This is a genomic window from Thermoflexibacter ruber, assembly GCF_900113045.1.
Taxonomy (GTDB): Bacteria; Bacteroidota; Bacteroidia; order Cytophagales; family Thermoflexibacteraceae; genus Thermoflexibacter; species Thermoflexibacter ruber.
In genome coordinates, this window is record NZ_FONY01000022.1 from 67,049 (window position 1) to 92,538 (window position 25,490).

Genomic DNA, 25,490 nt, shown 5'->3' on the forward strand with positions numbered 1-25,490 from the left:
TATTAAATTATTTGGGAAACTTGGTTAGAGGAACGTTGGCTTATAGACTGATTGGAAGAATTTACGGGTAAAATTATGACAAATTCTGAACCTTTCCCTACTTCGCTAAATACTTTTATTTCTCCCTTGTGCTTTTCTATGATTCCAAAGGATACGGATAAGCCCAGACCTGTGCCGACTCCTACGTCTTTGGTCGTAAAGAAGGGTTCAAAAATGTTATTTTTTATCTCATCAGGAATTCCTACGCCTGTATCCTTAATGCTAATTTCTACGGCATCTTTGTCTTGATATTTTCCATTAGCGTGTTTGGAAGGATAAGAGGTAGTAAGATAGATTTTGCCTTCCCCTTTGATAGCCTGAATCGCATTGAGCAGAATATTCATAAATACTTGATTAAGCTGTCCGGGGAAACATTCTACGTAAGGAATATGGTTATAGTTTTTTATAATTTCTATGCGTTCTTTGTATTGATTGTGCAACATAGTTAAGGTTGCATCTAAGTTTTCCTCTATATTGGTTTTTTTCAGAGTATCCTCGTCTAAGCGAGCAAAGGTTCGCAGACTCTTAACAATTTCAGAAGTGCGTTCTGCCCCTCTTTTTACGCTGGTGAGCAGTTCATCTATCTCATTTCTAATTTCAGGATAGGATAGTTTTTTCTCCAATTCTTTGGCAAGGGGTAAAATCGTTGCGACATTTTCAGGGGTAATTTCTCTGTATTTTTCTAAAATCTGAATCAAATCATTAAAATCAGTCCGCAGAGAAATAGCTCCTGAGTGCGTGAAATTGACAGGATTATTGATTTCATGAGCAATACCTGCTGTCAAGTGACCTAAGGAAGCCATTTTCTCAGAAGATACTAATTGAGTTTGTGCTTTTTTGAGGTCTTCTAAGGCTTTATTGAGTTGGAAGTTTTTGTTTTCTACTTCGCGAATTTTCTCCTCTAATTGAATCTTAGTTTTTTCTAACTCTTTTTTTTGTTTATTGATACGATTTGAAAAAACATATACGACTAAAAGAAGAATAGCTAACATGATAGAAACCCCAGAGATGGTCAAAAGTTTAGTTCGGAAGTCTATCTCTGCTTGTTTTTTCTGCTTTTCTATGGCTCTTTTTTGTGCTTCTAAGGAATCTTTTTCTATGCTAATGCTTTCTATTTTTTTATTGAGGGAATCTTTTTGAGAAATTACCTCTTTGAGTTTAGAGAGTAAGTTTTCTGTTTGCTCTTTATTTCTTCTATAGGCATAGTCATTTTCCATAAATGTCTTTTCCAAGGTAGCTAAGTCCTTTTTTAGCAACTGCATCTGCTCAGGAGTGATATTAGTTTCAGAGGCAATGCGGTACTGTATTTTCTCTATTTCAGAAGCAATTTTTCTATTCTTTTCTTCTTGCTCTCTCCTATTTGCTTCCATTTCGTTCAAGATATTGCTAAATTCTGGGGCAAACTGGCTTTTTAAGGTATCTTTCTTTACAAGAATTGGTTTTTCTTGTACTACCGTTTCTTTTTCCGAGTCTTTGTTTTCTTTACTATTTTTATTTGAAGAAGGAGGAGGCAAAGGGTTGCTTGTTTTTTCTACATACAACTCTAAGAAATTATCTTTTTCTGAAAGAACCTTATTGACTAAAGTATATCCCTCTATTTCAAAAATACTTTGAGGCAAATTTTGCTTATTTATTTTCAAGAAGCCCTGATTATCTGTAGTGTAGGAATTGTCATCTATTTTGAGCTTTAACCCACTTACTTTATTTTTATTTTTGTTGTCATACACTACAAGTGTAAATAGAGAAGAAGGAGGAGATTCCAATAATCTAATTTGAACAAAATTATTATTAATGACTGGTCTAATGTTTTCCTTAGCAATTTCAATGCCGTTGACCATGAATAAATTGCGACTCACTGCGGTAGCAAAATCTATTCCCTCGGGCAGGGTCATTTTGAAGTAGCCTAACTTGTCAGTACGAGCAGTATCTTTGATGGGAAATCCTTTTAGTTCTATAAGTGCATTGATAGCTTTTTTCCCATTTTTGTAAGTTACTATCCCTGTTACATTTTTGCTGGGAACGTCTATAACAATCTCTAAAGGTATGATTTCTGTAGTTTTATAGTTAAAAGTTTTAAGCTCAAAGCCAGTCATCTCCACTTTTACTTTTTTGGGGCGTGCAGGTTCGTGAGGAATCACTAATCTAAACTCTCCATTTGCATCACTCTTAGCCGCTTCGTAGTTGTCTATATAAACGATTGCATCTTTTACAGGAGAGAGGTTTTGTCTAACGACCTTACCTCTCAGTATAAAAGTCTGAGCTTGTATTTTCCCTGAATAAAAACTAAGAATTAAAGGTATAAATATAATGAAAAAGCGATTCATGTAAAAAACTTATATGAGCCAAAATATAAACCTACTAAAAACTTAACTATTGATTTTCTAATTTTTGAGTATTTGCGTCTCATGTACAAAGGCTAACAAAAATATCAACTAATATACAATTATTGATGATTATAAAAAAATACTTGTCAATATTTTTCAATTATAGCCCAAATATATACATCTGTAATATTTTATTTGTAAACCGATAAAAATAGAGATTTGCAAATAAGCAAATACTATTGACATAGCAAAAATTTGATAATAAGATTTAATAAAATTTAGCCAAATTTGGCTTTAATTTTACTTTTGCAAAATTCGTTCTAATTTAGCGAATTTTAGAGGTAATGTTTAGAAAGATATATTTTTTTTCGTTTCAGTTCCTATTTTTCAAACTATTCTCTCTTATTTAGAGTTTGAAAACGCAAAAGAAGTTTTTTATGTATTCAAATCACTAATCACTATTGGAGGACTAAAACCAAAGCATACAAGATGAAAAGTCATAACAACAACCCCGAAAAAGAAAGATTAAGTACTACACCAACCAATACGGGTTGGAAAAAGTGGGGACCTTACCTTTCTGAGCGTCAGTGGGGGACTGTTAGAGAGGATTATAGTGAGCATGGCTATGCGTGGGGCTACCTTACCCATGACATGGCGCGAAGCAAGGCGTATCGCTGGGGAGAAGATGGCATTGCGGGGCTTTCTGATACAAAACAAACTATTTGTTTTGCCTTAGCCCTTTGGAATGGGCGAGATGCTATTATTAAAGAACGACTTTTTGGATTGAATAATGGAGAAGGTAATCATGGCGAAGATGTTAAAGAATATTACTACTACTTGGATTCTACGCCCACTCATTCTTACATGAAAATGCTCTATAAATATCCCCAAAATGCTTTTCCGTATTCTAAATTGGTAGAAGAAAATCATCGTCGGTCTCGGTTACAGTCTGAATATGAACTGATAGAAACAGGAATTTTTGATAACGATGAGTATTTTGATGTATATGTAGAATATGCCAAAGCCAGCGAAGAGGATATTTTGATAAAAATCACTGTGCATAATCGCAATAGGCAAGAGGTAATGCTTAATGTGCTTCCAACAATTTGGTTTAGAAATACTTGGTCATGGGGCTATGAGAGTTGGGAATGGAAGTATAAGCCTCAAATGTATGCTTCGGAAGATAAAGATAATGCTATTGTAGTGAAGCATAAAAATATTGGTAATTTTAAGTTATACTACGAAAATGACAAAAAAGAGGCATTTCAAATCGTTCCAGAATTACTATTTTGTGATAATGAAACCAACCCTCGCCGACTTCCTCATTTGGCAAATATAAACTATACTAAAGCCACTTACTTCAAAGATGGTATTCATGATTATCTCATACTGGGAGATAAAAAGACCATAAATCCCGAACTAAAAGGTACAAAAGCAAGCATAAGATATTTACTTAAAGTGAGTGGTCATGGCTCGGCAACTGTTAAGCTACGTTTAAGCAACAAAGAACATCAGCAGCCTTTTGCAGCCTTTGATGAAATTTTTGCTAATCGCCTGAAAGAAGCTGATATTTTTTATGATGAGTTGAGTAAAAATGTAACAGAGCCAGATATGAAAAGGGTACTCCGTCAAGCGTATGCAGGAATGTTATGGAACAAGCAGTATTATTATTACAACGTCAATCAGTGGCTAAAAGGCGACCCTGCTATGCCTCCTGTACCCAAAGAACGCTCTCGTGGGAGGAATCATAAGTGGAAACACCTTTACAATTCTAACTTAATTTCTATGCCCGATAAATGGGAATATCCTTGGTATGCGGCATGGGATTTGGCATTTCACTGTGTCCCTTTGGCACGTCTTGACCCCCATTTTGCCAAAAGGCAGTTGGTACTCATGCTCAGAGAGTACTATATGCACCCTAACGGACAGTTGCCTGCTTACGAGTGGCACTTTAGCGATGTGAACCCTCCTGTGCATGCTTGGGGAGCTTGGAAAGTATATAACATTGAAAAACAGATGAATAATGGTAAAGGAGATACTGATTTCTTGGCTACTGTTTTTCATAAATTACTCATGAATTTTACGTGGTGGGTAAACCAAAAAGATGCAGAGGGGAATAACCTATTTGAAGGAGGCTTCTTAGGCTTGGACAATATCGGAGTTTTTGACCGTAGTAATTCCCTCCCGACAGGCGGGTATATGGAGCAGGCAGACGGCACAAGCTGGATGGCGATGTACTGTCTGAATATGCTTCGTATTTCCTTAGAATTAGCCCAAGAAAAGCCCTATTATCAAGAAACTGCCTCTAAATTTTTTGAGCATTTTCTTTCTATTGCCTCTGCGATGTTTAACATGGGAAAAGAACATATAGACCTCTGGGACGAGGAGGATGAGTTTTATTATGACATTTTGCACCCACCCAATGGCATGAGCCACCGGCTTAAAGTGCGTTCTATCGTTGGCATTATCCCACTTTTTGCTGTAGAAGTGCTTACTCCTGAGTTGCTTGAGAAACTTCCTGACTTTACTCGTCGCTTAGACTGGGTGCTGAAGAATCGCCCTGATTTGGCAAGTCTGATTTCTCGTTGGTATGAGTTAGGGAGGGGAGAGAGCCGTTTATTATCTTTGCTAAGGATTCATCGTATGAAGTGTGTATTGAGAAGAATGTTAGATGAGGCAGAGTTTCTATCAGAATATGGAATCCGCTCGCTTTCTAAGCATCACTTAGAAAAACCCTATCAATACTATGCCAATGGACGTACCTATTCCGTGAGTTATCTACCCGGTGAATCGGATTCCTCTATGTTTGGGGGGAACTCTAATTGGCGAGGTCCGATTTGGTTCCCCATCAATTATCTCATCATAGAATCTTTGCAAAAGTTTCATGAGTACTATGGCGATATGCAGAAGTTTGAGTATCCCACAGGTTCTGGTAAGATGTTTACATTAAAAGAAATAGCTCAAATGCTTACTGATAGGCTTATTAAAATCTTTGTCCAAGATGAGCAAGGTACGCGTGTGGTATTTGGGGAGTATGAAAAGATGAAAAAAGACCCTCATTTCAAGGATAATATCTTGTTTTATGAATATTTTAATGGAGATACAGGCAAAGGTTTGGGAGCTTCGCATCAGACAGGTTGGACTGGGCTTATTGCTTCATTAATAGAAGGATATTAAAATTATCTCAAAATGATGACTAAAATCAATGTAGCTTATTGTGTTTTTATCATGCTTTTATTCATAGCATGTGGTCAGATAGACACTCAAAGGCAGAGCGATACCCTCAAAAAAGAAATGAAAGCAAAAAAGTTGAAACGACTTACTGAGGGACAGATACAAACTGCTGCTCTCGAGGAGGGGAAAAGTATTGTTTTGCGTTTGGAAGGTATTTTGCTCAGCATAGCAGATACTAATAATTTTGATTGTGAAGAGTTTAAGAATATTCAATTCCAAAATGAAGTATTGATGAGTTTTAAGTTATTCTGCCAGCAAAGTCCTGAGATGAATGAAAAAGAAAGACAGATTTGGGAAGCCTATCAGAACAATCTAAGCCAAAAATTACCTATTGGGGATAATTTGCAAAAGTTAGGACAAACAGAATTTCTTTACTCAGCCCCACTTTACATAAAAAATCAGTATCGAGGGTTATGGAGCATAGTATTGAGCAAAAAAGAAATTGTGCGAAAGATGTAAAAAAAGATATATTTTAGCGATTGAATATACACCAAAAAATACTATATTCACTTAATTTTTTGCTTGCATGACTTGCACACAAATAGTTTACCCTTTTTCACAACTATTTTTTTTATTCAAAATACGTAAAATCATGAAAATTCGTGCTATATATATTTTAGTATTACTTACAATCGCTTTATTCGCATTGCTTAGTACCCAATTTACGCTTGCTTCAAAGCATCAACACAAAAGACAGAATGATTCTAAGATAAAAATAGTCAATAAATCTCGTCTTAGCATAGACCATATCTACTTTTCGCCTCCTGATAAAAATACTTGGGACGAAGACGATATTCTTGGAGATAACGACATTTTAAAGCCGGGAGAATCTATCGTAGTTATTTTAGAATGTGGGACTTGGGACGTAAAATTAGTCTTAGAGGACGGGAGTACTTGTCTGGGATATGATGAGGTTATATGCGACCATGAAGTATGGGAAATCAACAGTGCAGACTGCGACGGTGATGGTAGAAAAGATAAATAATACTCCTTTCTTCTTACCTAAGATTTTGCATAGATGCCTAACTCTTTGTATAGCGCAAAGATAGCTGTTTTTTTCGCTTGCCAAGATTGGGTCTGGGCAAATTCGTAACTATTTTTTCCAAATTCCACTCTTTTCTCTGGGTATTGGTACATGTACTCAACGGCTTTGGCAATTTCTCTGACTGTTTCCTGTGGTTCATTCACAGGCACTTTAAATCCTGCGTTTTCAGGTACAAAATCCCTTGCTCCATGATGGTTGAGTGTAATGATAGGCAAGCCGTAAGACATTGCTTCTAAAAGTTGTTGCCCAAAAGACTCACGTAGGCTACAAAAAAGAAAAATATCGTGCGATAAATATGCTTGTTTGACTTCCGACCAAGGCACCTGCCCTTTCCAATCTGTAACCTTTTCTAAGTTATACTTTTTAAGCCATATAGGTAATAAATCTGCCAATTCGCCTCCACCTAAAATAGTTAAACTAAACTTTACTTCAGGGTTTACTTTGGAGAGTGCTTCTAAAACCAAAGGAAGCCCTTTGCGGGGAAACAATCGCCCTACCCATAGCAATTTAAGCCCATCATCATTACTCTGATTGGCAAAATATACTTGCTTAGGCACAGCATCGTCGGAAAGACCATTGTCTAAAAACATTCTTACTTCTTTGGCATGGTGTTTTTTTGCCATTTGATAAGTTTCCTGATTGATAGTAAGTACCAATTTTGCTTGTTTTAATGAGTTAAGCATATTGCTATTAAATAGTTCCAATAGTCTGCTTACCCAATCTCTGAGCATTTCCTTTCGCCAACCTCTGACAAAATATTGCTTAAAGGCTTTTGGTGGGAACTGACCACCGCCCAAAGGTCCGAAAATCATTTGCTTTTTCAAACGCCATAGAGAAGACCCCATTTGGATACTTCCATAAGAAATATGGTGTACTAAGTCAAAATTATGCTCTTTATCAAGTTGCTTGGCTATTTTATACGCATTGGATTGCCAAATGAAATAATGCAAATAAACCCCGACTAAACTATAATACATTTTCTCTACCCACTGAGGTACGCTTATATAAATAAATTTCAGGTTAGGTTTAGGAGTTTTTTGTAATGCATTTTCTATATTTTCTCTTCCTCTGGGAGTAGTTAGGCAGTAAACCTCAAATCCTTCATCTGCGTACATGTTTGCCCAGTTCCAACTTCTACCTGATTCGCCTCCCTTCATCGGGTCGCAAGCATAAAGAGAAAGTAAAATTTTCATTATGTTAGTTTGCTATGTTATTATAGAGATGATACTTAGAATTTCTGAAGATAAAAAAAATGCTTTTTCATTCTCCTAACTCCGCAATTACTGTTACGCCAGCTTGGGTTTTATCACCTATTTTTACGCTAATCTTAGCCTCAAGAGGCAGAAATAAATCTACTCGCGAACCAAATTTGATAAAGCCAAACTCAGTTCCTTGTTTTACTATTTGCCCTTCTTTTACATACCAACATATTCTTCTTGCCAATGCCCCAGCTATTTGACGCATTAATATCTCTACGCCTTTTTCATTTTGTAAGACTATGGTAGTTCGCTCATTTTCAGTGCTTGACTTCGGATGCCAAGCTACTAAATACTTCCCAGCATGGTATTTGACAAACCTTACTACGCCTGAAATAGGATTGCGATTCACGTGAACATTGATAGGGGACATAAAAATAGACACCTGACAGCGAGGACTTTTAAAGTATTCTTCTTCTATCGTTTCTTCTATCACTACTACTTTCCCATCACAAGGGGCAAGCACATGATTAGGATTAATATTGACCTTGATAAGTGGGTTGCGAAAAAACTGTAAGACGGTGAAAAATAAAATTAGGCTGATAATCAACACAATATTTTGAACTAAATTATTCTCAGGAAGTAACTGCCAAATAGCAAAATTGATGATGCCCAAAGTAATAGTTACAATCGCCAAAGTCGGATAGCCTTCTCTATGTATAGTCATTTTTTTTACTGATTTGATTTGAAAGACAAATTTATAAATTTAATGTTTTTGCATAGTAAATAAAACAAATAAATTCTACTTCTTATTTCTAATGAGTAAAACTTGTAAATAATTTTGTAGCTTTGAACTACTAAATTATAAAAAAAGACAACCATAGTTTATCCATAAAACCATGCAATACACTGTAAACGAAAGAGGTTACTACGGTAAATTTGGAGGAGCATACATTCCCGAGATGCTTTATCCTAATGTAGAAGAGTTAGAAAGTAACTACTTGAAAATCATTAACTCCCAAGATTTCCAGCATGAATTCCAGCAACTTCTACGTGACTATGTAGGCAGACCTACGCCTCTCTACTTTGCTACTCGCCTCTCAGAAAAATATAAAACTAATGTTTACCTTAAAAGAGAAGACCTCAACCACACAGGGGCGCACAAGATAAATAATACCATTGGTCAAATTCTCGTAGCCAAACGCTTAGGTAAGCAAAGAATCATTGCAGAAACGGGAGCAGGGCAGCATGGAGTAGCTACTGCAACTGTTTGTGCATTGATGGGTTTGCAGTGTATTGTCTATATGGGGAAAATAGACATAGAGAGGCAAAAGCCCAATGTGGAGAGAATGAAAATGTTAGGAGCGGAAGTTCGTCCTGCGCTTAGCGGTAGTCAAACCCTCAAAGACGCTACCAACGAAGCCATCAGAGACTGGATAAATAATCCTAATAATACGCATTATATCATCGGTTCGGTGGTAGGGCCGCATCCTTATCCTGATATGGTAGCACGCTTTCAAGCCGTAATTAGCGAAGAGATAAAACAGCAACTCTTGTTTAAAATAGGCAGGGATTACCCTGATTATGTATTGGCTTGTGTAGGAGGAGGAAGCAATGCCGCAGGGGCTTTTTATCATTTCTTAGACAATCCTAATGTGAAACTTATTGGTTTGGAAGCAGGTGGGAAAGGAATAAACAGTGGACACTCTGCCGCTACTACTGTCTTAGGGAAAATAGGTATCTTGCATGGAAGCAAGTCCTTGCTGATGCAAACCGAAGACGGTCAAGTAGTAGAGCCGTATTCTATCTCTGCGGGTTTGGATTACCCTGGCATAGGACCTATTCATGCTCATCTATTCGATACACAAAGAGCAGAGTTTCACCCTATTACAGACGAGGAGGCAATGCAAGCAGGGCTTTTGTGCAGTCGTTTGGAAGGAATCATTCCTGCTATAGAAACTGCCCATGCGATTGCTTATTTAGAAAAATTACACGCTAAATCCAATGAAACAGTCGTCATAAATCTCTCAGGGAGAGGTGATAAAGATTTACAAACCTATATTAAATGGTTTGGAGAAAAGTAAATACAAACAGGAAAGAATTTGATAGTTAGTTTTTTAACTTGACTGAGATAGCAAGTAATAAGAAAAGCAGATAAATACCTATAAGCATTGCTGAGGAGTAAGACCACTCACTCATTCTTACCTCGTCTTCAGAAATGTCTAAGGACTTTTTAGCTTGGAGGACTTCCTCTTGCTTTTGCAAAAGTGCCTGTCTTTGAGCCTCATTTTCTAAGGAAATGAAGGACGTTACGGGAGTCATGACTTGTGCTTTGAAGCTATTTTTTACCAAAGGCAACCACTCTTGGTCGGTTCTCTCAGGGTGAAAAGTATGAGCAAACCACTGCCCTTGCAAGTAAAGCCCTGATTCCCAATCTTTTTGTGCTAAGGCTACTTCTTCACTGCCTGGTGTAGCCTTTTCATTCCAAACTACGCTCGCTTGCTCACTGTCAGGTAGATAAAAAGTTTGCCCTTCTTCATTTTTCCATGCAAGAACTTCTATCGTTGGCTGAGGTGTGTAGCTTTCATTTATTTTTTCCAAATTACTCAAACTGTATGCAGTAACTTCATCTTGGGCATCAAGCAAGAAAAATACTTGATTTTCAGGGTAAAAGACTTGATATTCTTTAAAGTTTTTTCCTAAAACTGCCTCTGATAAGCTGTCAGAAACTACGATGATTTGAGGAATTTGGGCTTGATTCCTGTTTTCAAACAAGATTTTTTCTATGGCTCGTTCCAAATAAAAACCTCCTTCAAAACTCCATTTTTCTTTATCATTTTGCCAATTTTCACTCAAATCTACTGTTTTTATATAAGTATTTGTAAAAGAAATTTTTGCTTTATCTTTTGATAGTGAATGGTTTGCAAGAAACTGATTGATGCGTTTTTGATACTCTGCCTGTTTCTTTTCTTTTTCCTTAGAACAATTTACTATAAAATGCGGGTAAGTGGCTCGCTTCACTTTGGGCAGTTGCTTTTTAAATGCTTTGGGTAAATAAATTGCTTGTTTACTTACACTTGCCAAAGGTTTATCAAATTTTGGTTGAGTAAGCGTATCTCCCAGAAATAGGTTCAGGCTATCTATTTGAAAGTGAATAGGCTCTTTGTGAATGAGTTGCAAACCTGTTTTTCTTACTTCCGAAGGTACAAAGGGAAAAACTCGCAAGGAAACTTGATTGCCTGAAGTATAGTGCAGTAGTCCAGGGTCGCGCCTTTCTGAGAGAATTTCATTATATACCCACATTGCAGTTTTCTTTTCTGCTAATAAACCATGCACTTTTTCCTCACCAATCCACAAGTAATAATCGCTAATCCAACAACCCTCAGGAAGATTAAGTAAAGTGCGGTATTCGCTTTGTCTGCTGAATGGTGTAGTCGCTGTATCTAAGTTAGTGATTTCTAAATCAATCCAGCTTGTCCAAAATTGCTTTTCCTTGTTAAAAGTTGAGTTTACGTTCACTTTGCTGATTTTCACACTGTCAGGGAAAGAGTTATTTCCCCACCTACGCCAATCGTAATAGCCATAATCTTTGCTTTCTCCTACAAAAATATTAGACAATTTCTCAATTTTTTCAGTAGAAAGCGTTAGATTGTCCAAGACTAACCAGTTGTAATACAGGGACAAATAAGGCGACTGCCGATTTCTCCATCCCCAGTTAATTTTTTCTTTGTTTCTTTGTACCTCTTCTAATACACTTTCTAAACGCATAGCATTGATTTTTTTACTTTCTCCTTCAAGCGAGGAGGCATACACGTAGTCCAATGCTTCATGCAAGGCTTTTTTGTCAGAGAGGTATAAAAAATGCACAGCGACAGGTAGCATAAGGAGCGCAACAACAAGTAAAACATTCACTACCACTCTGTTAAAATGTGCATACAAATACTGCATATCTGCCCAAAGTTGTTGAATTTGGATAAAAGTAAGAATCAGCGGCACGAGGGTAAGCGACCCAATGACAGTGAGCAGTAATGCCATAGCAATTGGCAAGACGGGTAGGAAAACTAAGAAAAAGTAAAATATATAAGTAAAAGTAAAACTGCGGAAAGCAAACAAAATCAGGCGATAAGTAGGCTTTGGTAAAGGAGGCAAGCATAAAAAAACACCATTTAAAGCAGCAATGAGATAAAAAAAGTAATGCTCAAAATTTCCAAAGAAATTGTCTAAGGCTTGGTTCAAAGCCAAACCTGAAAGAGGAGCAATTACGCCTACTGCTATTTTTACAAGAAAATCATTGCTTTCTAAGAAATGGACAAGATTAAATTTTTTCTTTTGTATTTCTGTGTCTTGGCTGGCTTGTTTAGAGTTTTGGAGTTGGAGCATGACAAAGATATAAATTGCCTTGCAAAGGGAAAACAAGAAAAATACCGCCACCGATACAGAAAAAAGCACAAGGGCATGGTCTATAATTTTATGATATTCAAAACTCCTATTGATAAGCGGAACGGCAAGCACGATGAAAAAATACCAAGCAAAAGGCACAAGGAGAGCAAATGCTAAGTTTTTCCAAGCAGAAGTAAATGAAAAAGAAGGAGTAAGCCGTACTATCACTACCATCAAGGCATGAAAAAGCAAAGGCATCAAAAAAGTCCCTACATACTCCCACATACTATTGGGTAGCATCCATCTCGGGACATTAGGAGGGATAAGTAAACGCTCATTTTCTGCGTATTGCAAGAAGAAAATCGTATAAGCAAATAGTACAAAAATTGCATACCAAAGCTGAATTTCTTGTTTTTTAAGCAAAAGAAAAACAGCATAGCCCCAGTTTAGTACCCAAAGCAAAGCCAAGATAATAGCCATGTCCAGCCACGCCTTTGTGTTCTCCTCTGCTAACAGAGTACCGATGATTTGGTAGATGCCCACATACATTCCAAAAAGAATAGCCAAAGGAAGCGTATTGACTAAGAGCAGCCAGCGCGCTTGGAGAATGGTTCGCATAATTTTCTACTATAAATAAAAAATTTCTTTTATAAGCCACTTATACTAAAAATCATACCCTAAGGTAAAGTAGAAAGTTGGTGGTAAGATGACTTTGTCTTCTATGCCCCAGCCTACATCAAACTTTGCATAATATCCTAAAAGCAAAGTACGTACTCCCAGACCATAGCCAATCAAAAATGGGTTTTTAAAGTTGGATACTTTCGCAGTAAAAGGAGGAACGCTAATAATATTGGTATTCAACGCATTTTCCCTGTTAAAAGGGCTAATGCCTGTCCACGCCGCTCCTACATCAGTAAAAGCAACAAATTGGAGATTGCGCAAGAAATTAGATGTAACAGAACTTTTATAAAAATATTTCAAAAAAGGCATACGCAACTCTGCATTAAAGAGTACGTAATTATTCCCCGAAAGTTTGTTCCAATTAAAGCCTCTCATGCTACCAATATATTGGGTAAAAAGCAGGTCTGTCAAGTCCTTGCCAGGTTCATTAGGGTCAACAAAAAGTGGATTATTGGAATTTACCGGCTCAGCTTGGCTAAATAACCAGTTATTCATGCCCCCCAAGCGATAGGTTTTAGGCGAGCTACCTCCAAACTGCCCGTAGGTGGCTCTGGCGGCAAAGACAAATGCCTTGCCAATAGGTCTATAAAAACGTCCTTCAAAAGACAAGTTGTTAAAACTTTTTCCGCGCTCGCTGAGTCCAAAAAAGTTTTCATAGCGGGCTTGGAATCTTGCTCCACTCATTACATTTAAACCTGTGGACACGCTATTGTCATAGACAAATTCTATGTTAAAACCTGCATAGTTTACATTTCTGTCTGGTATTCTTAGCACGGAAGGAATTTGGTCGCTGGTAACGGAAAAGTCTGTATTAGCTACAAAAACGCCTCCTGTAAAGCGAGTAGTGATATTTAGCGGATAGGAAGTAGAGGCTTGTACTTTATTTAATACGTATTTCTGAGTAAAATAAGAAGGAATAAAACTTAAAGTCTGTCTATCATATCGCAATCGGTAGTCCAATCGCTTTTTCAGGTATTCATATTCTACAAAATAATTCCCACTTCGCAAGCTGGTCAGCGCAAAGATACCTGCGTTAAACTTGTGATTTTCAAGTACATCAGTCATACTTCCCTGCAAGACGAACCCTGGACCTCTTAGAGGGTCTATCACAATGGCAAAAATAGTATTATCAACCCCAAACTTACTTTCATAAGGAAACGCCCCGTCAATTTTAATACTTTCTAAATCCTTATTGTCATCGTCAGGTGTGGAAGGGCGATAATTCTTCAGTAATTTTTTCCTTTTAGGCTTGTCGCTAAAAGTATCAAATTTATAATCATCGGTATTGATATTAACATCTTGTTTAATAGAGTCTTGTGTAGATATTTCCTTGCCATCTTCTTTCTCATCTTCCTCCTCGTCGTCTTTGGTATCAGTGCTTGGAGCATTTTGCTGATTTTTACTTCTCATGGCATTGAGCCTCCTTACGTCTATTACTTGCTGACGCATGGTCTTGTTTGTAAAAGTCGATACAGAAATATCAAAATCATTGAGCAAATAAAGATGTTGTATGCCATCTTTTAATAGGTTCACAATCAAATTCTTACCTTTGTAGTCAAAAGCTAATACACTTTGGCTAAAATTAGTAATTTGCGTGCTAATGCCTTCTTTCAAATCATAACGATAGAGATGAAAGATACCTCTCTGGTCGCTGTTGAATAGAATAGTGTTCTCATTTACCGCAATCGGTTGAATATCTGTACTTAATGTATTAGAAATTCTTTTCAGCTGCTTAGTATTTTTAGGGTCATAAATAAAAATATTAAATCGTTCTGTAATGGTATTGAGTTTGTGTTTGACATTAGAAAGCGTATCGTTTACACGATTAGAACTAAATACGATAGAACGAGATTTCCTCAAATAAGAGGGATTCAAGTCATCAAAAATATCTTTGGTAATATTAGTAAGTCTTTTACTTTCAATATCATAGGTATAAATATCACTCTGACCATCTTTGCTTGCGCTTAGTACTATCTGCCCCCCGTCATCGGAAATATCCATGTCTTCTACATGAGTAAAGTAGTTGAAATAAACGGTATTTACTTTTTTGGTTTTTACATCAAAAAATAGCAAATTAGTTTCCTTTCCCTCTTGCTCATCTACTACTACCAACGTATTGTTGTTTTGCCATGCCAATACTGGAATATCATAGTCAATTCGCTGATTAATAATCTGATAGCCTCCTTTTTCTAAGATAACTTCTTTGTTAGTGGACAAATCTCTGACCTTGACTTTGTATCTACCTTTTTCATTTTCGGAAAATGCTAACAAATTGCCATTTGGGCTAAAAGCTACTTTATTATACACAAAATCTTTTTCATTCAATTTTAATTTAGAACTTTCGTCAGGAAATTTATGCGAATCTACTATTGTCTTGCCCTGTTCGTAGTAAAAGTTTTTCCATTGGGTAAGGAAACGAGGGAAAGACACGCCTAAGGTATTTTGGATACTGCTTTCCTCATTTCTCACTATTCGTGTCAGATTCAAGATATTAGCTACATTGGGCTTTCCGTATTTTTCTACTATATAGTTCCAGATAGACTGCCCCACTATCTTAGCTTCCTCGCCTTCCATATTCTCCAAACGTTTCATTTTGCGGTTCAGTAGAGCATCGTGCATGTAGTTATCAAGCACTACGTTCCAGCCCTTTGCAATGTACTCTGCCGCTCCACCTATGAACCATTCAGGTAGGCTAAGCAAGTAGCTACTTTGCAACATGTCCCTCAGATTGCCCCCGTACATCATTTCATAAATGAGCATCTCAGCGATGCTGCGGCGTAGTTCTTCTTTGTAGCTGATTTTGGTTCCTGTAAAAGCAATCTCAATTTGAGATTTGGTAAAATTGGTCTGTCCCCCGTAGCTGAAGTTTTGGCGATTTATTCCTATGTTGCTTTGTTGGAGGTCAGTTATGGAGTTATAGACAAAAATTTTAATTTTAGAATACGGAGCAAAGCCTACAAAATCAGTAATTTTCAAAAAATCATCTTCGGCAAATTGGGCAGTAAGACGAGCTGTTTTTTCACCATCTTTGTAGAAAAAAACCTCAAAATTTGGGCTTGAAATATACTGCCACTCAAAATCTTTGTATTGTACCCGATTTTTACCAAAAGTAAACTGTGTAAATTGGCTGTATGCTGTCTGTTGGGATAAGATAAAAAAAATGGATAGTATAATAATGTGCTTTACCATGTTTGAAAATATATTTAATCTTTGCTCGTAAATCTGACATTGTAAGAGAAGGATACGACTGTAAATATATCAAAAAAACTTAGAAGTCTATATCCATAAATTAAGAACTTATAGGCTAAGTTTTTGTTTTAGATTGTCATTTCGCTTATATTCAAATTTAAAAAAGATTACGCATTATCCTATTTTCTCGCTTCAAAATTTATGTTTTTTAACAAAAGTTTCAAATAAGAAAGGATTAGACTGTGAATTTATTTGATTTTTAGATTTTTTTGACTTTGGTTTTTTGTAAAATCATTATCAGCGATATAAATTTCTATTAACTTTGTTGTACTTAGCCAATAATGCCTTTTGAATTGTACTCCAAGATAAAGTACTTTTCAGATGTAAAAATTTAGCATAAATCAAAAGCAAAATAAATAACTCAAAATTTAACTAAAACAACGAACCATCAATTACAAAAAATTATGCCCAAAGTATTAATCATAGACGATGAGAAAGCAATCCGTTATAGCTTGCGAGAAATCCTTGAATACGAAAAGTATGAGGTGGAGGAGGCAAAAGATGGAGAAGAAGGACTTGAGAAACTCAAGCAGAACGATTACGACATCGTGCTTTGCGATATTAAAATGCCTAAAATGGACGGCATTGAGGTCTTAGAAAAAGCAATGGAACTTGGCAAAGAAGTGCAGTTTATCATGATTTCGGCACACGGGAATATAGAAACTGCCGTAGAAGCTACTAAAAAAGGTGCGTTTGACTTTATCCAAAAACCACCTGACCTAAACCGTTTGCTGGTTACTATGCGAAATGCACTTGATAAGTCTTCTTTGGTAGCGGAAACTAAGGTATTAAGGAAAAAGGTAAGCCGTACTTTTGATATTGTGGGAGAATCAGCGGCTATTCAGCAGGTCAAGGAAACTATAGACAAGGTAGCCCCTACAGAAGCGAGAGTAATGATTATGGGACCGAATGGCTCAGGCAAAGAGCTCGTAGCCAAGTGGTTGCACGCCAAGAGCAACCGCAATCAAGCCCCCTTAGTCGAGGTAAACTGTGCCGCCATCCCTTCTGAACTCATTGAAAGTGAGCTTTTCGGACATGAAAAAGGCTCTTTTACCTCAGCCGTAAAGCAAAGAATAGGCAAGTTTGAGTTGGCAAACAATGGCACGCTATTTTTAGACGAAATCGGCGATATGAGCCTCTCTGCCCAAGCTAAGGTGTTGCGCGCTTTGCAAGAGCATAAAATCGCCAGAGTAGGAGGGGACAAGGAAATAAAAATCAACGTCAGAGTAATAGCGGCAACTAATAAAAATATTCCAGAGGAAATCAAACAAGGGAGATTCAGGGAAGATTTGTATCACCGCTTGAGTGTGATTGTAATTAGAGTTCCCTCCCTCAATGAAAGGAAAGAGGATATTCCTCTCTTGGTAGATAAATTTTTAGAAGATATTGCAGAAGAATACGGCGAAGCAAAAAAAACAATTTCAGCGGAGGCATTGGAAAAACTCAAAGAGATAGACTGGACAGGCAATATTCGCCAACTCCGTAATGTGGTTGAGCGTTTGATAATTATGAGTGGTACTGACATTACAGAACAAGACGTATTGAAGTATGCGATGCACTAATAATTTTATCATCTAATGCTTTTCGTATTAAATAATCTCTATTTTTGCACCCGCAAATACTTTTGAAAGATTTTACAGAAAATCTGACTTTAAACTAAAAAAATAAAACCAAATTCTTTTTTAAAACAAATGGCAGATATTCAACAACTAAAAAAGGTCTGTTCCCAAATACGTAGGGACATTGTCCGTATGGTGCATGGAGCAAAATCAGGACACCCGGGTGGCTCTTTGGGCTGTACGGAGTACTTTGTAGCTCTTTACGGCGAACTGATGACTTACAACACTAAATTTGATATGAATGGCAGAGGGGAGGACTTATTTTTCCTGTCCAATGGTCATATTTCTCCTGTGTGGTACAGTACCTTAGCCCGATTTGGTTTTTTCTCCGTATCTGAATTGGCTACATTTAGGAAATTAAATTCACGATTGCAGGGACACCCTGCTACTGCTGAGCATTTGGACGGGGTTCGCATAGCCTCTGGTTCTTTGGGGCAGGGACTTTCGGTAGCTATAGGTGCCGCACAAGTCAAAAAACTTAACGGGGACGATAGGTTTGTTTACGTACTTATGGGGGACGGGGAGCAGCAAGAAGGGCAGGTGTGGGAGGCGGCTATGTATGCAGCACACCACAAAGTAGATAACTTGATTGCGACTGTAGATGTCAATGGACAGCAAATTGATGGGGCTGTAGCTAATATCATGTCTTTGGGGGACTTAGGTGCTAAGTATCGTGCTTTTGGTTGGGAAGTGATAGAAAGTAATGGAAATGACTTAGAAGAACTGATTTCTGCACTTCGCAAGGCACAGTCTTTAGCCAAAAAAGGAAAACCTGTAATGAATTTGATGAAAACCAACATGGGACACGGGGTAGATTTTATGATGGGTTCGCATCACTGGCATGGAATTGCTCCTAACGATAAAGAATTAGAACAGGCTTTGGCGCAGTTAGAAGAAACTATAGGAGATTATTAGTTCCTGTAAAATTAAAAATCCTACAAGATTGAAGTAGTCTTGCAGGATTTTTTACTTATTAGATAAATATATTTAAGTTTTATCTATCCGTGATGTGCTTTGTCAATAAGCAATTGTATAAATTCACTTAGCTTGTTTGTCGTAGAAAGATACCACCTATCTGGTGTTCTTGTAAAGCATAGGCTTGTTTTATTACAAAAACATCACTTCTCTGGGGTAATTTATCAGTACAAAGCATCGAAGGTATGCCATGCCATATCATATTTAGAGTTTCATAACTTCCCTTGCTCTAACCATGCTATCTTTTGCTCAGCTTGGTGTCTTTGGCTTATGATTTCCCCATAGAGGGCAGGTCTTCTGGCATTTCGATAGCGATAGCCGCCTGCTTGAGTAAGTTTTTCTGGGAAAATTGTAGCTGTAACGACTTCATCACCTAAATTTCTACATTCTGCTATTACATCTCCGAAAGGGTCTATAATCATAGAGCAGCCATTTTTCAATTGGTCATCGTCCATGCCAATAGGGTTAGAAAAAACGACATATATCCCATTGTCATAGGCTCTGGCAGGAAGCCACTTCATTAACCAAGCTCTGCCCTTCATACCGTCAAACTCTAATCGCAGAGAAGTCGGGTCTTGCGCTCTATTTTCCCAAAGTTCAGGATTGACAAAACCCGCACCGGGACGCGTAGAAGGGGTACACATAGTAACATGAGGCATAAAGATAATATCCGCTCCCAGCAATGCCGTAGCCCTTACATTCTCGATAATATTGTTATCGTAACAAATGAGAATACCGCACTTCCAACCGTATAGGTCAAAGGTTACATATTCATTTCCTGCCGAGAGGTACGGACTGATAAAAGGGTGCAGTTTGCGGTATTTCGCTATAAGTCCGTTTTTATCTACACAAACGTAGGCATTGTAAAGTTTATCTTCCTTATCTTTCTCAAAAAGACCTGCCAAAATCGCTATGTCATACTCTTTAGCAATTTCTATTAGCCTTTTAATACTTTCTGCTTCGGGAAGAAACTCTGCCAAGTCCAGCATCTGTTCCTTAGAAAGATGCCTTGCAAAAGTATAGGCTGTAATAGAACATTCGTGAAAAGCCACTACTTTGGCTCCTTGCTTGACTGCAATAGCACAAAGTTCTCTTATCTTATTGATATTATGGAATTTATCTCCACTTTTACTTTCAAACTGTGCCGTAGCTACTTTAATAGGTTTCATTATCTTGATAGGTTTGCTTAATTCCTAATATTTAGTACACCCTGCCCATAAGCGGATTATCTACGATGCGTTTTTTCATCTCCAAAGGATTAATCTGTCCTTGTTTCTGATAAACAACTTTTCCGTTGGGTTCTATGAGTAAAGTGTAAGGCAAAGCCCCTTGCCACTGTGGGTCAATGAGTTCTATGAGTTTATACACATCTTCATTGTTGAAAATATAGTTTTGAGCCGAAACTTGAAGACGAGTTAAGGTTTGTAATGCTTTGTCTTTTTTATCAGGTTTATCTGCACTAATGGTAATCAATTCAAAATCTCTATTACGATACATTCGGTAAATCGTCATAAAATCAGGCATTTCGCGAACACAAGGACCGCACCATGTTGCCCAAATGTTTACCAGACGCAACTTACCTGATTCGTTTTTCAACAAATTTTTCAAACCTGCCTCATCAATAAAATTTAAAGTAACAGGCTCTTTTGCCCACTGCGCCTTTTCATCATTCGTAAGTGTTGTTTTTTCTGCCCACTTGATAGAGCAGCCAAAAGTTTTGGTCTTTTCTACTTTTACCTCTCTTCCTGCCAATAAGTCCTCAATTGCATTTTTGGTGTCTAATTGATTAGGCGTTTTCTTAGGATTTTCTACGTCATCGATGCGACCTGTATAGCGGAGAATACGTTTTTTATCAAAAATAAAAACATGAGGCGTGGCTACTGGTCCGTATTTTTGCGAAGTTTCCTGAGAATCGCCATCGTATAGGTAAGGGAAATTAAACTGCTTATCAGCGGCACGTTGTATCATCTCTTCATAGCTATCACTCAAATCCGTATAGCCTAACTCATCAAGACGTACACTTCGCGGGTCATTAGGCGAAATCGCTACTATCTGTACACCTCTGGATTGATAATCTATGACTAACTGCTTAATGCGGTCTTCGTAAGCCTGAGCAGTAGGGCAGTGATTACATGTAAAAACAATGACTAATACCTGTGCCTTGTCAAAAGATTTGAGCGAATACATTTTGCCATCTACTCCCTTGAGGCTAAAATCTGGGGCATTAGCTCCAATATCAAGCGTTTTAGGTTCATTTGCCTTTGCTACTTGGAGAAGTAAAAAAGTTGTCAAAAAAAGAATTAGATTTTTCATATCAATCTCAATATTTAGCCCTAATAATACAGTAATACAGTAAGCTAATTTATAAAATAGATTGCCAAACTTCTGCTTTCTATTCAAAAATTTTAAACATAGGCATAAAAACGCAATGAAAGTAAGTTTAAGTTGTAATTTTGCGTGCTAAAACTGTAAGAATATGGAACAGGGCTTTGATAACGAAGAGGAAATTCTTTTTGAGCATCATCGTATAGAAGTAGATAAAGGACAGTCGCTACTGCGAATAGATAAGTTTTTGACCGACCGACTACCTAATGTATCAAGGAATAAAATCCAAGAAGCTATAGAAGCAGGCTTTGTTGCGGTCAATGGCAAACCTACCAAAGCCAATTATAAGATACGTCCTTTGGATTTGATTACGGTTTCTATGCCTGAACCTCCCAGAGATACAGAAGTAAAACCAGAGAATATTCCTCTCAATATAATTTATGAAGATGAGCATTTGATGGTGGTCAATAAACCCGCAGGCATGGTCGTTCACCCTGCCTATAACAACTGGACAGGCACATTGGTCAATGCCCTTACGTATCATTTTCAAAACCTACCCACTATGCAGGGCAATGATGGGCGTCCGGGTTTGGTGCATAGAATTGATAAGGATACTTCGGGTTTATTAGTGATTGCTAAAACCGACGTAGCGATGATGGGTTTAGCAAAGCAGTTCTATGACCATTCTATTGAACGCACTTACTACGCGCTCGTTTGGGGCGAACCCAAAGAGGACAGAGGAACTATCAATATGCCTTTGGGACGAAGTTTGAAAGATAGACGAATTACCATTGCTTATACCCCAGAGTCGGGTTTAACGGGTGGGAAAGAAGCTATTACGCACTATGAGGTGCTTAAAAGACTGCGTTATGTAAGTCTTATCAAATGTAACTTAGAAACAGGACGTACTCACCAAATTAGGGCGCATTTGAAATACTTGGGACACCCACTCTTTAATGATGAAATGTATGGAGGAAATGAGATTTTAAAAGGGAGCATGTTTTCAAAATATAAGGCTTTTGTAGAAAACTGTTTCAAAATGATGCCACGCCAAGCCTTGCACGCCAAAACTTTAGGTTTTACTCACCCTGTAAGCAAAGAAAAAATGCAATTTGATTCGGAACTACCCACTGACTTCCAATCAGTTTTAGAGAAATGGGAACACTATTTGAACTATAACTAAGTCACTTGAAAACAGAGGCTGAGCTACTTATAGCTCAGCCTCTGTAAAAAAACTCTACTTTTTCAAATTAGCCGTTACTTTGTCTATCAGCTTGTCCACTGCCTCTTTGAGCAGTTGGCTTGTCTTATCATTACTCATCATCGTCATCGTCAAACTTAGGCATAGAGAACATTCCCCCCAATAAGTCCTTGAATTGCAAGCCTTTCTCTAAGAATTTTTTGCTCAACATAGAGTACTCTGCCAAGCCGTGCAAAGCAAACTCCATCATAAAAACATGGTCGTTTTCATTCAAATTAGATAGCTTGGACTTCACTAACTCTGATAATCCAGGAATAGTGTAAAGTGTATTTTTGTATTCTTGATTCGTGGCATCATTGAGCAAATCTACCTGTTCTCCATCACCAAACCAGTCCGTAATTTTTTTATAGCAATTACTTTGACGCTTTTTCTCTTTTTCTGGTTCGGGGAAATAGTTTAAAAATAAGGTTCTGATTGACTTTCCTAATAGGTTTTGAGCCACTATTGCCGCTCCTTCTTGCTCTCCTTCATAGACCAGTTCTACTTTTCCCGCAATCGCAGGGATTACTCCCCAAAAATCACCTACTCTTACCGAAGTTTTATTTTCTCCATTGATTAACATTCTTCTTTCTGCGGCACTGAGTAGGTTTTCATAAGCAGAAATCGTCAGACGTGCAGAAACCCCACTTTTGGCATCAACATATTCGCTTTTTCGTGCCTCTACGGCAATCTGTTCTATCAAGTCTTTGGCTAAATCAGGTATGTAAATGCTCCCGCCTTGCTCTGGTTTGATATATGCCTCTTGCTCGGTAATCCTTCTGCCAATCTTAATGTCTTTGGGGTAGTGAGTAAGTATTTGACTGTCAATTCTATCTTTCAAGGGAGTTACTATACTTCCGCGATTAGTGTAGTCCTCAGGATTAGCAGTAAAAACAAACTGAATATCCAAAGGCAAGCGAATTTTAAAACCACGAATCTGAATATCCCCCTCTTGCAAAATATTGAAAAGAGCTACTTGGATACGTGCCTGCAAATCAGGTAACTCATTGATAACAAATATACAACGATGTGAGCGAGGTATCAATCCATAGTGAATTACTCTCTCATCAGAATAAGGCAACTTTAAAGTAGCCGCTTTGATAGGGTCTGCATCTCCTATTAGGTCAGCAATCGTAACATCTGGCGTAGCTAATTTTTCTGTATATCTTTCTTCTCTATGCAGCCAAGTAATAGGCGTATGGTCGCCAAACTCAGCTACGGTCTGCCTACCAAAAAATGAAAGAGGTTGCAGGGGGTCATCATTCAATTCAGTGTCTTTGATAACAGGAATATACTCATCTAACAAGTGAATCATCAATCTTGCAATACGAGTTTTTGCTTGCCCTCTAAGTCCTAAGAGATTGATATTGTGCATAGAAAGAATAGCACGCTGGAGGTCTGGAATGACTGTATCTTCGTAACCATGAATACCTTTGAATACCTCTTGTCTATTTCTTAAAGCATATATCAAATTTTCTCTTAATTCTTGTTTGATAGATTTAGGCTGATAACCTGCTGCTTTAAGCTCACCTAAGGTTTTGATTTTGAGGAGTTCGTGTTTGGGTATGTCTAAATATTTCATAAAATTTTGATGTTCTATTTTTGAGTAGTGGGATAAAGGTTGTATTTTACATTTATGCTAATCTCATTGGCTTTTGCAATTCAGTACTAAAATTAGAAAATGTTTACAATTCATACAAAAAACTAAAAGCATAAAAGAAAGTTTTACTTTTTTATTTCTACGATGATTATTGTGGTATTATCGTAACCACCTGCATCATTGGCACTTTTTATAAGCTGGGAGGCAGTTTCACTGAGGGTAGCTTTTCTATCATTAATAATAAGGTTTATCGTCTCATCGGAAAGCATAGAGTTCAGTCCATCGGAACATAGCAAGATTCTTTCACCTACATTCAAATTGATACACTTAGTAGCTATTTGGGGAGGGTAATCTTTATCTCCCAAAGCCTGGGTAAGTACATGACTTTGAGGGTGCAATCTTGCTTGCTCAGGAGTAAGCAAGCCTAATTTGACCATATCCCAAACTTTTGAATGGTCTTCTGTGAGTAGTTCCATTTTTCCGTTAGGATAAGCAATATAGCATCTGCTATCCCCGCACCATGCCAAACACATCGTATTCTCCAATAGCCATGCGATAAGCATAGTTGTTCCCATACCCCTCAATTTTTTATTGGCTATAATCAAATCAACAATTTCTTCGTGGGCATGATAAACACTATTTTTCAAAAATATTCTGACCTCCTCCTCGTTTTCAGGTAGAAAATCTTGTTGTTGGAATTGTTTTCTAATACTATTTACTGCCGTGTGCGCTGCTATCTCTCCCGCCTCTACTCCCCCTATGCCGTCAGCCACGACCAAAACATTGCCCAATGGTGAAATCTCACCACTAAATTCATTCCCTTCAAATTTTGCTCTGAAAGCATTAATGCCGATACTGTAAGTATCTTCATTATTGCTACGAAGCAAACCTACATCGCTCAAAGCAACTATTTCTACGCAAAACGGTGAAAATCCCAATGGTATAGTTTAAAAGAAAATACTGTTAAAACGTTAAAAACAACAGAAGTAAAGTCTAATAACAGAGAAAAAAGCATGATGTTTCTCTATTACCCAAAAATAATATTTTTCTTTTCTATCAATCAGTTAATTTTTTGGTTTTTTAAGAATATTTGTAAAATAAATGCTTTTATTTGAAGGCAACCTTATTAACAAATCTTGCTATGAAGACAATAGTTTTTTAATTTAAGAAATTCATTAAATCTGGAGTAAAAACTAATACAAGTTTCTATATTGCATTCAACTTTATTTATTTACTGCCTTTGTTATACTAAAAAGTAAAAGGTTTTGAAATTTGGATTAGGAAAATTACGAAAAAAGTACAATATTTGGTAATCAAATTAGTAAAAATGTTATCACAAGCAGACTATGATTTACTAAGGGAGTTACAACACAATGAACGCTATGCCAGAGCGTACAAGAAGATAACTGTGCTTTTAATGCTTCATTTGGGTCAAAGTATGGAGGTGATTAGTGCCAGTTTAGGCATCAGTGAAGGAACAGTGAGGAACTATCGGCAGCGATATGAGCAAGTAGGTTTGGAAGCCTATTTACAAGATAATTATCAAGGTTATACAGGCAAGTTGAGTGTGGCACAGCAAGCCG

At 37.3% G+C, this 25,490-nt stretch carries 17 protein-coding genes; 8 read left to right on the top strand and 9 right to left on the bottom strand.

The features are described 5' to 3' along the window. Positions 1–2: 2 nt before the first annotated feature. Positions 3–2,363 carry an ATP-binding protein gene (locus BM141_RS12995; protein ID WP_091546134.1) on the bottom strand — a complete coding sequence of 787 codons (2,361 nt, stop codon included), beginning with the start codon at positions 2,361–2,363 and terminating at the stop codon, positions 3–5. 489 nt (positions 2,364–2,852) lie between these two features. On the opposite strand from BM141_RS12995, the gene BM141_RS13000 reads away from it, so the two are divergent. The 3 genes from BM141_RS13000 (at position 2,853) to BM141_RS13010 (ending at position 6,582) form a co-directional block, all read left to right on the top strand. Next, positions 2,853–5,540, top strand: a complete 2,688-nt coding sequence (locus BM141_RS13000; RefSeq protein ID WP_091546137.1) for an MGH1-like glycoside hydrolase domain-containing protein — start codon at positions 2,853–2,855, stop codon at positions 5,538–5,540. A 12-nt stretch (positions 5,541–5,552) separates the two neighbouring features. Continuing rightward, positions 5,553–6,056: a hypothetical protein gene (locus BM141_RS13005; protein ID WP_091546139.1), complete on the top strand. Its 504-nt coding sequence runs from the start codon at positions 5,553–5,555 to the stop codon at positions 6,054–6,056. A gap of 133 nt (positions 6,057–6,189) precedes the next feature. Continuing rightward, complete coding sequence (locus tag BM141_RS13010; RefSeq protein WP_091546142.1) at positions 6,190–6,582, top strand: hypothetical protein; 393 nt, start codon at positions 6,190–6,192, stop codon at positions 6,580–6,582. Between the two features lie 17 nt (positions 6,583–6,599). Here the strand turns inward: BM141_RS13010 and BM141_RS13015 are convergent, their stop codons facing one another. Together BM141_RS13015 and BM141_RS13020 are read right to left on the bottom strand one after the other, a co-directional pair. After that, a complete protein-coding gene (locus BM141_RS13015; protein WP_091546145.1) occupies positions 6,600–7,835 on the bottom strand; it encodes a glycosyltransferase family 4 protein in 1,236 nt (411 codons plus the stop codon). 67 nt (positions 7,836–7,902) lie between these two features. Beyond that, positions 7,903–8,565, bottom strand: a complete 663-nt coding sequence (locus BM141_RS13020; protein ID WP_091546148.1) for a phosphatidylserine decarboxylase family protein — start codon at positions 8,563–8,565, stop codon at positions 7,903–7,905. A 172-nt stretch (positions 8,566–8,737) separates the two neighbouring features. Here BM141_RS13020 and trpB point away from each other — a divergent pair, with 172 nt between their 5' ends. Next, entirely contained in the window at positions 8,738–9,922 is a 1,185-nt protein-coding gene (trpB, locus tag BM141_RS13025; RefSeq protein ID WP_091546152.1) for a tryptophan synthase subunit beta, read from the top strand. 25 nt (positions 9,923–9,947) lie between these two features. Here trpB and BM141_RS13030 read toward each other — a convergent pair whose 3' ends face one another. Both BM141_RS13030 and BM141_RS13035 read right to left on the bottom strand, forming a co-directional pair. Continuing rightward, positions 9,948–12,836 carry an MSEP-CTERM sorting domain-containing protein gene (locus BM141_RS13030; RefSeq protein WP_091546157.1) on the bottom strand — a complete coding sequence of 963 codons (2,889 nt, stop codon included), beginning with the start codon at positions 12,834–12,836 and terminating at the stop codon, positions 9,948–9,950. Positions 12,837–12,881: 45 nt separating this feature from the next. After that, positions 12,882–16,088 carry a hypothetical protein gene (locus BM141_RS13035; protein WP_091546162.1) on the bottom strand — a complete coding sequence of 1,069 codons (3,207 nt, stop codon included), beginning with the start codon at positions 16,086–16,088 and terminating at the stop codon, positions 12,882–12,884. Positions 16,089–16,552: 464 nt separating this feature from the next. On the opposite strand from BM141_RS13035, the gene BM141_RS13040 reads away from it, so the two are divergent. Both BM141_RS13040 and BM141_RS13045 read left to right on the top strand, forming a co-directional pair. After that, entirely contained in the window at positions 16,553–17,710 is a 1,158-nt protein-coding gene (locus tag BM141_RS13040; RefSeq protein ID WP_091546166.1) for a sigma-54-dependent transcriptional regulator, read from the top strand. A gap of 102 nt (positions 17,711–17,812) precedes the next feature. Then, positions 17,813–18,682 carry a transketolase gene (locus tag BM141_RS13045; protein ID WP_262509456.1) on the top strand — a complete coding sequence of 290 codons (870 nt, stop codon included), beginning with the start codon at positions 17,813–17,815 and terminating at the stop codon, positions 18,680–18,682. Positions 18,683–18,954: 272 nt separating this feature from the next. Here the strand turns inward: BM141_RS13045 and BM141_RS13050 are convergent, their stop codons facing one another. Together BM141_RS13050 and BM141_RS13055 are read right to left on the bottom strand one after the other, a co-directional pair. Continuing rightward, complete coding sequence (locus tag BM141_RS13050) at positions 18,955–19,911, bottom strand: nitrilase family protein (RefSeq protein ID WP_091546171.1); 957 nt, start codon at positions 19,909–19,911, stop codon at positions 18,955–18,957. Between the two features lie 31 nt (positions 19,912–19,942). Next, the gene (locus BM141_RS13055; protein ID WP_091546191.1) at positions 19,943–21,055 is read right to left on the bottom strand and encodes a redoxin domain-containing protein; all 1,113 of its coding nucleotides are present in this window, start codon (positions 21,053–21,055) and stop codon (positions 19,943–19,945) included. A 163-nt stretch (positions 21,056–21,218) separates the two neighbouring features. Between BM141_RS13055 and BM141_RS13060 the strand changes: the two genes are divergently transcribed. Next, positions 21,219–22,250: an RluA family pseudouridine synthase gene (locus tag BM141_RS13060; protein WP_091546173.1), complete on the top strand. Its 1,032-nt coding sequence runs from the start codon at positions 21,219–21,221 to the stop codon at positions 22,248–22,250. A gap of 130 nt (positions 22,251–22,380) precedes the next feature. Here the strand turns inward: BM141_RS13060 and BM141_RS13065 are convergent, their stop codons facing one another. After that, positions 22,381–23,889, bottom strand: a complete 1,509-nt coding sequence (locus tag BM141_RS13065; RefSeq protein WP_091546176.1) for a magnesium chelatase ATPase subunit I — start codon at positions 23,887–23,889, stop codon at positions 22,381–22,383. Between the two features lie 143 nt (positions 23,890–24,032). Next, positions 24,033–24,845, bottom strand: a complete 813-nt coding sequence (locus BM141_RS13070) for a PP2C family protein-serine/threonine phosphatase (protein WP_177217375.1) — start codon at positions 24,843–24,845, stop codon at positions 24,033–24,035. Positions 24,846–25,234: 389 nt separating this feature from the next. On the opposite strand from BM141_RS13070, the gene BM141_RS13075 reads away from it, so the two are divergent. Further along, the coding region (locus BM141_RS13075) for a helix-turn-helix domain-containing protein (protein ID WP_143090922.1) at positions 25,235–25,490 on the top strand (256 nt) is incomplete at its 3' end.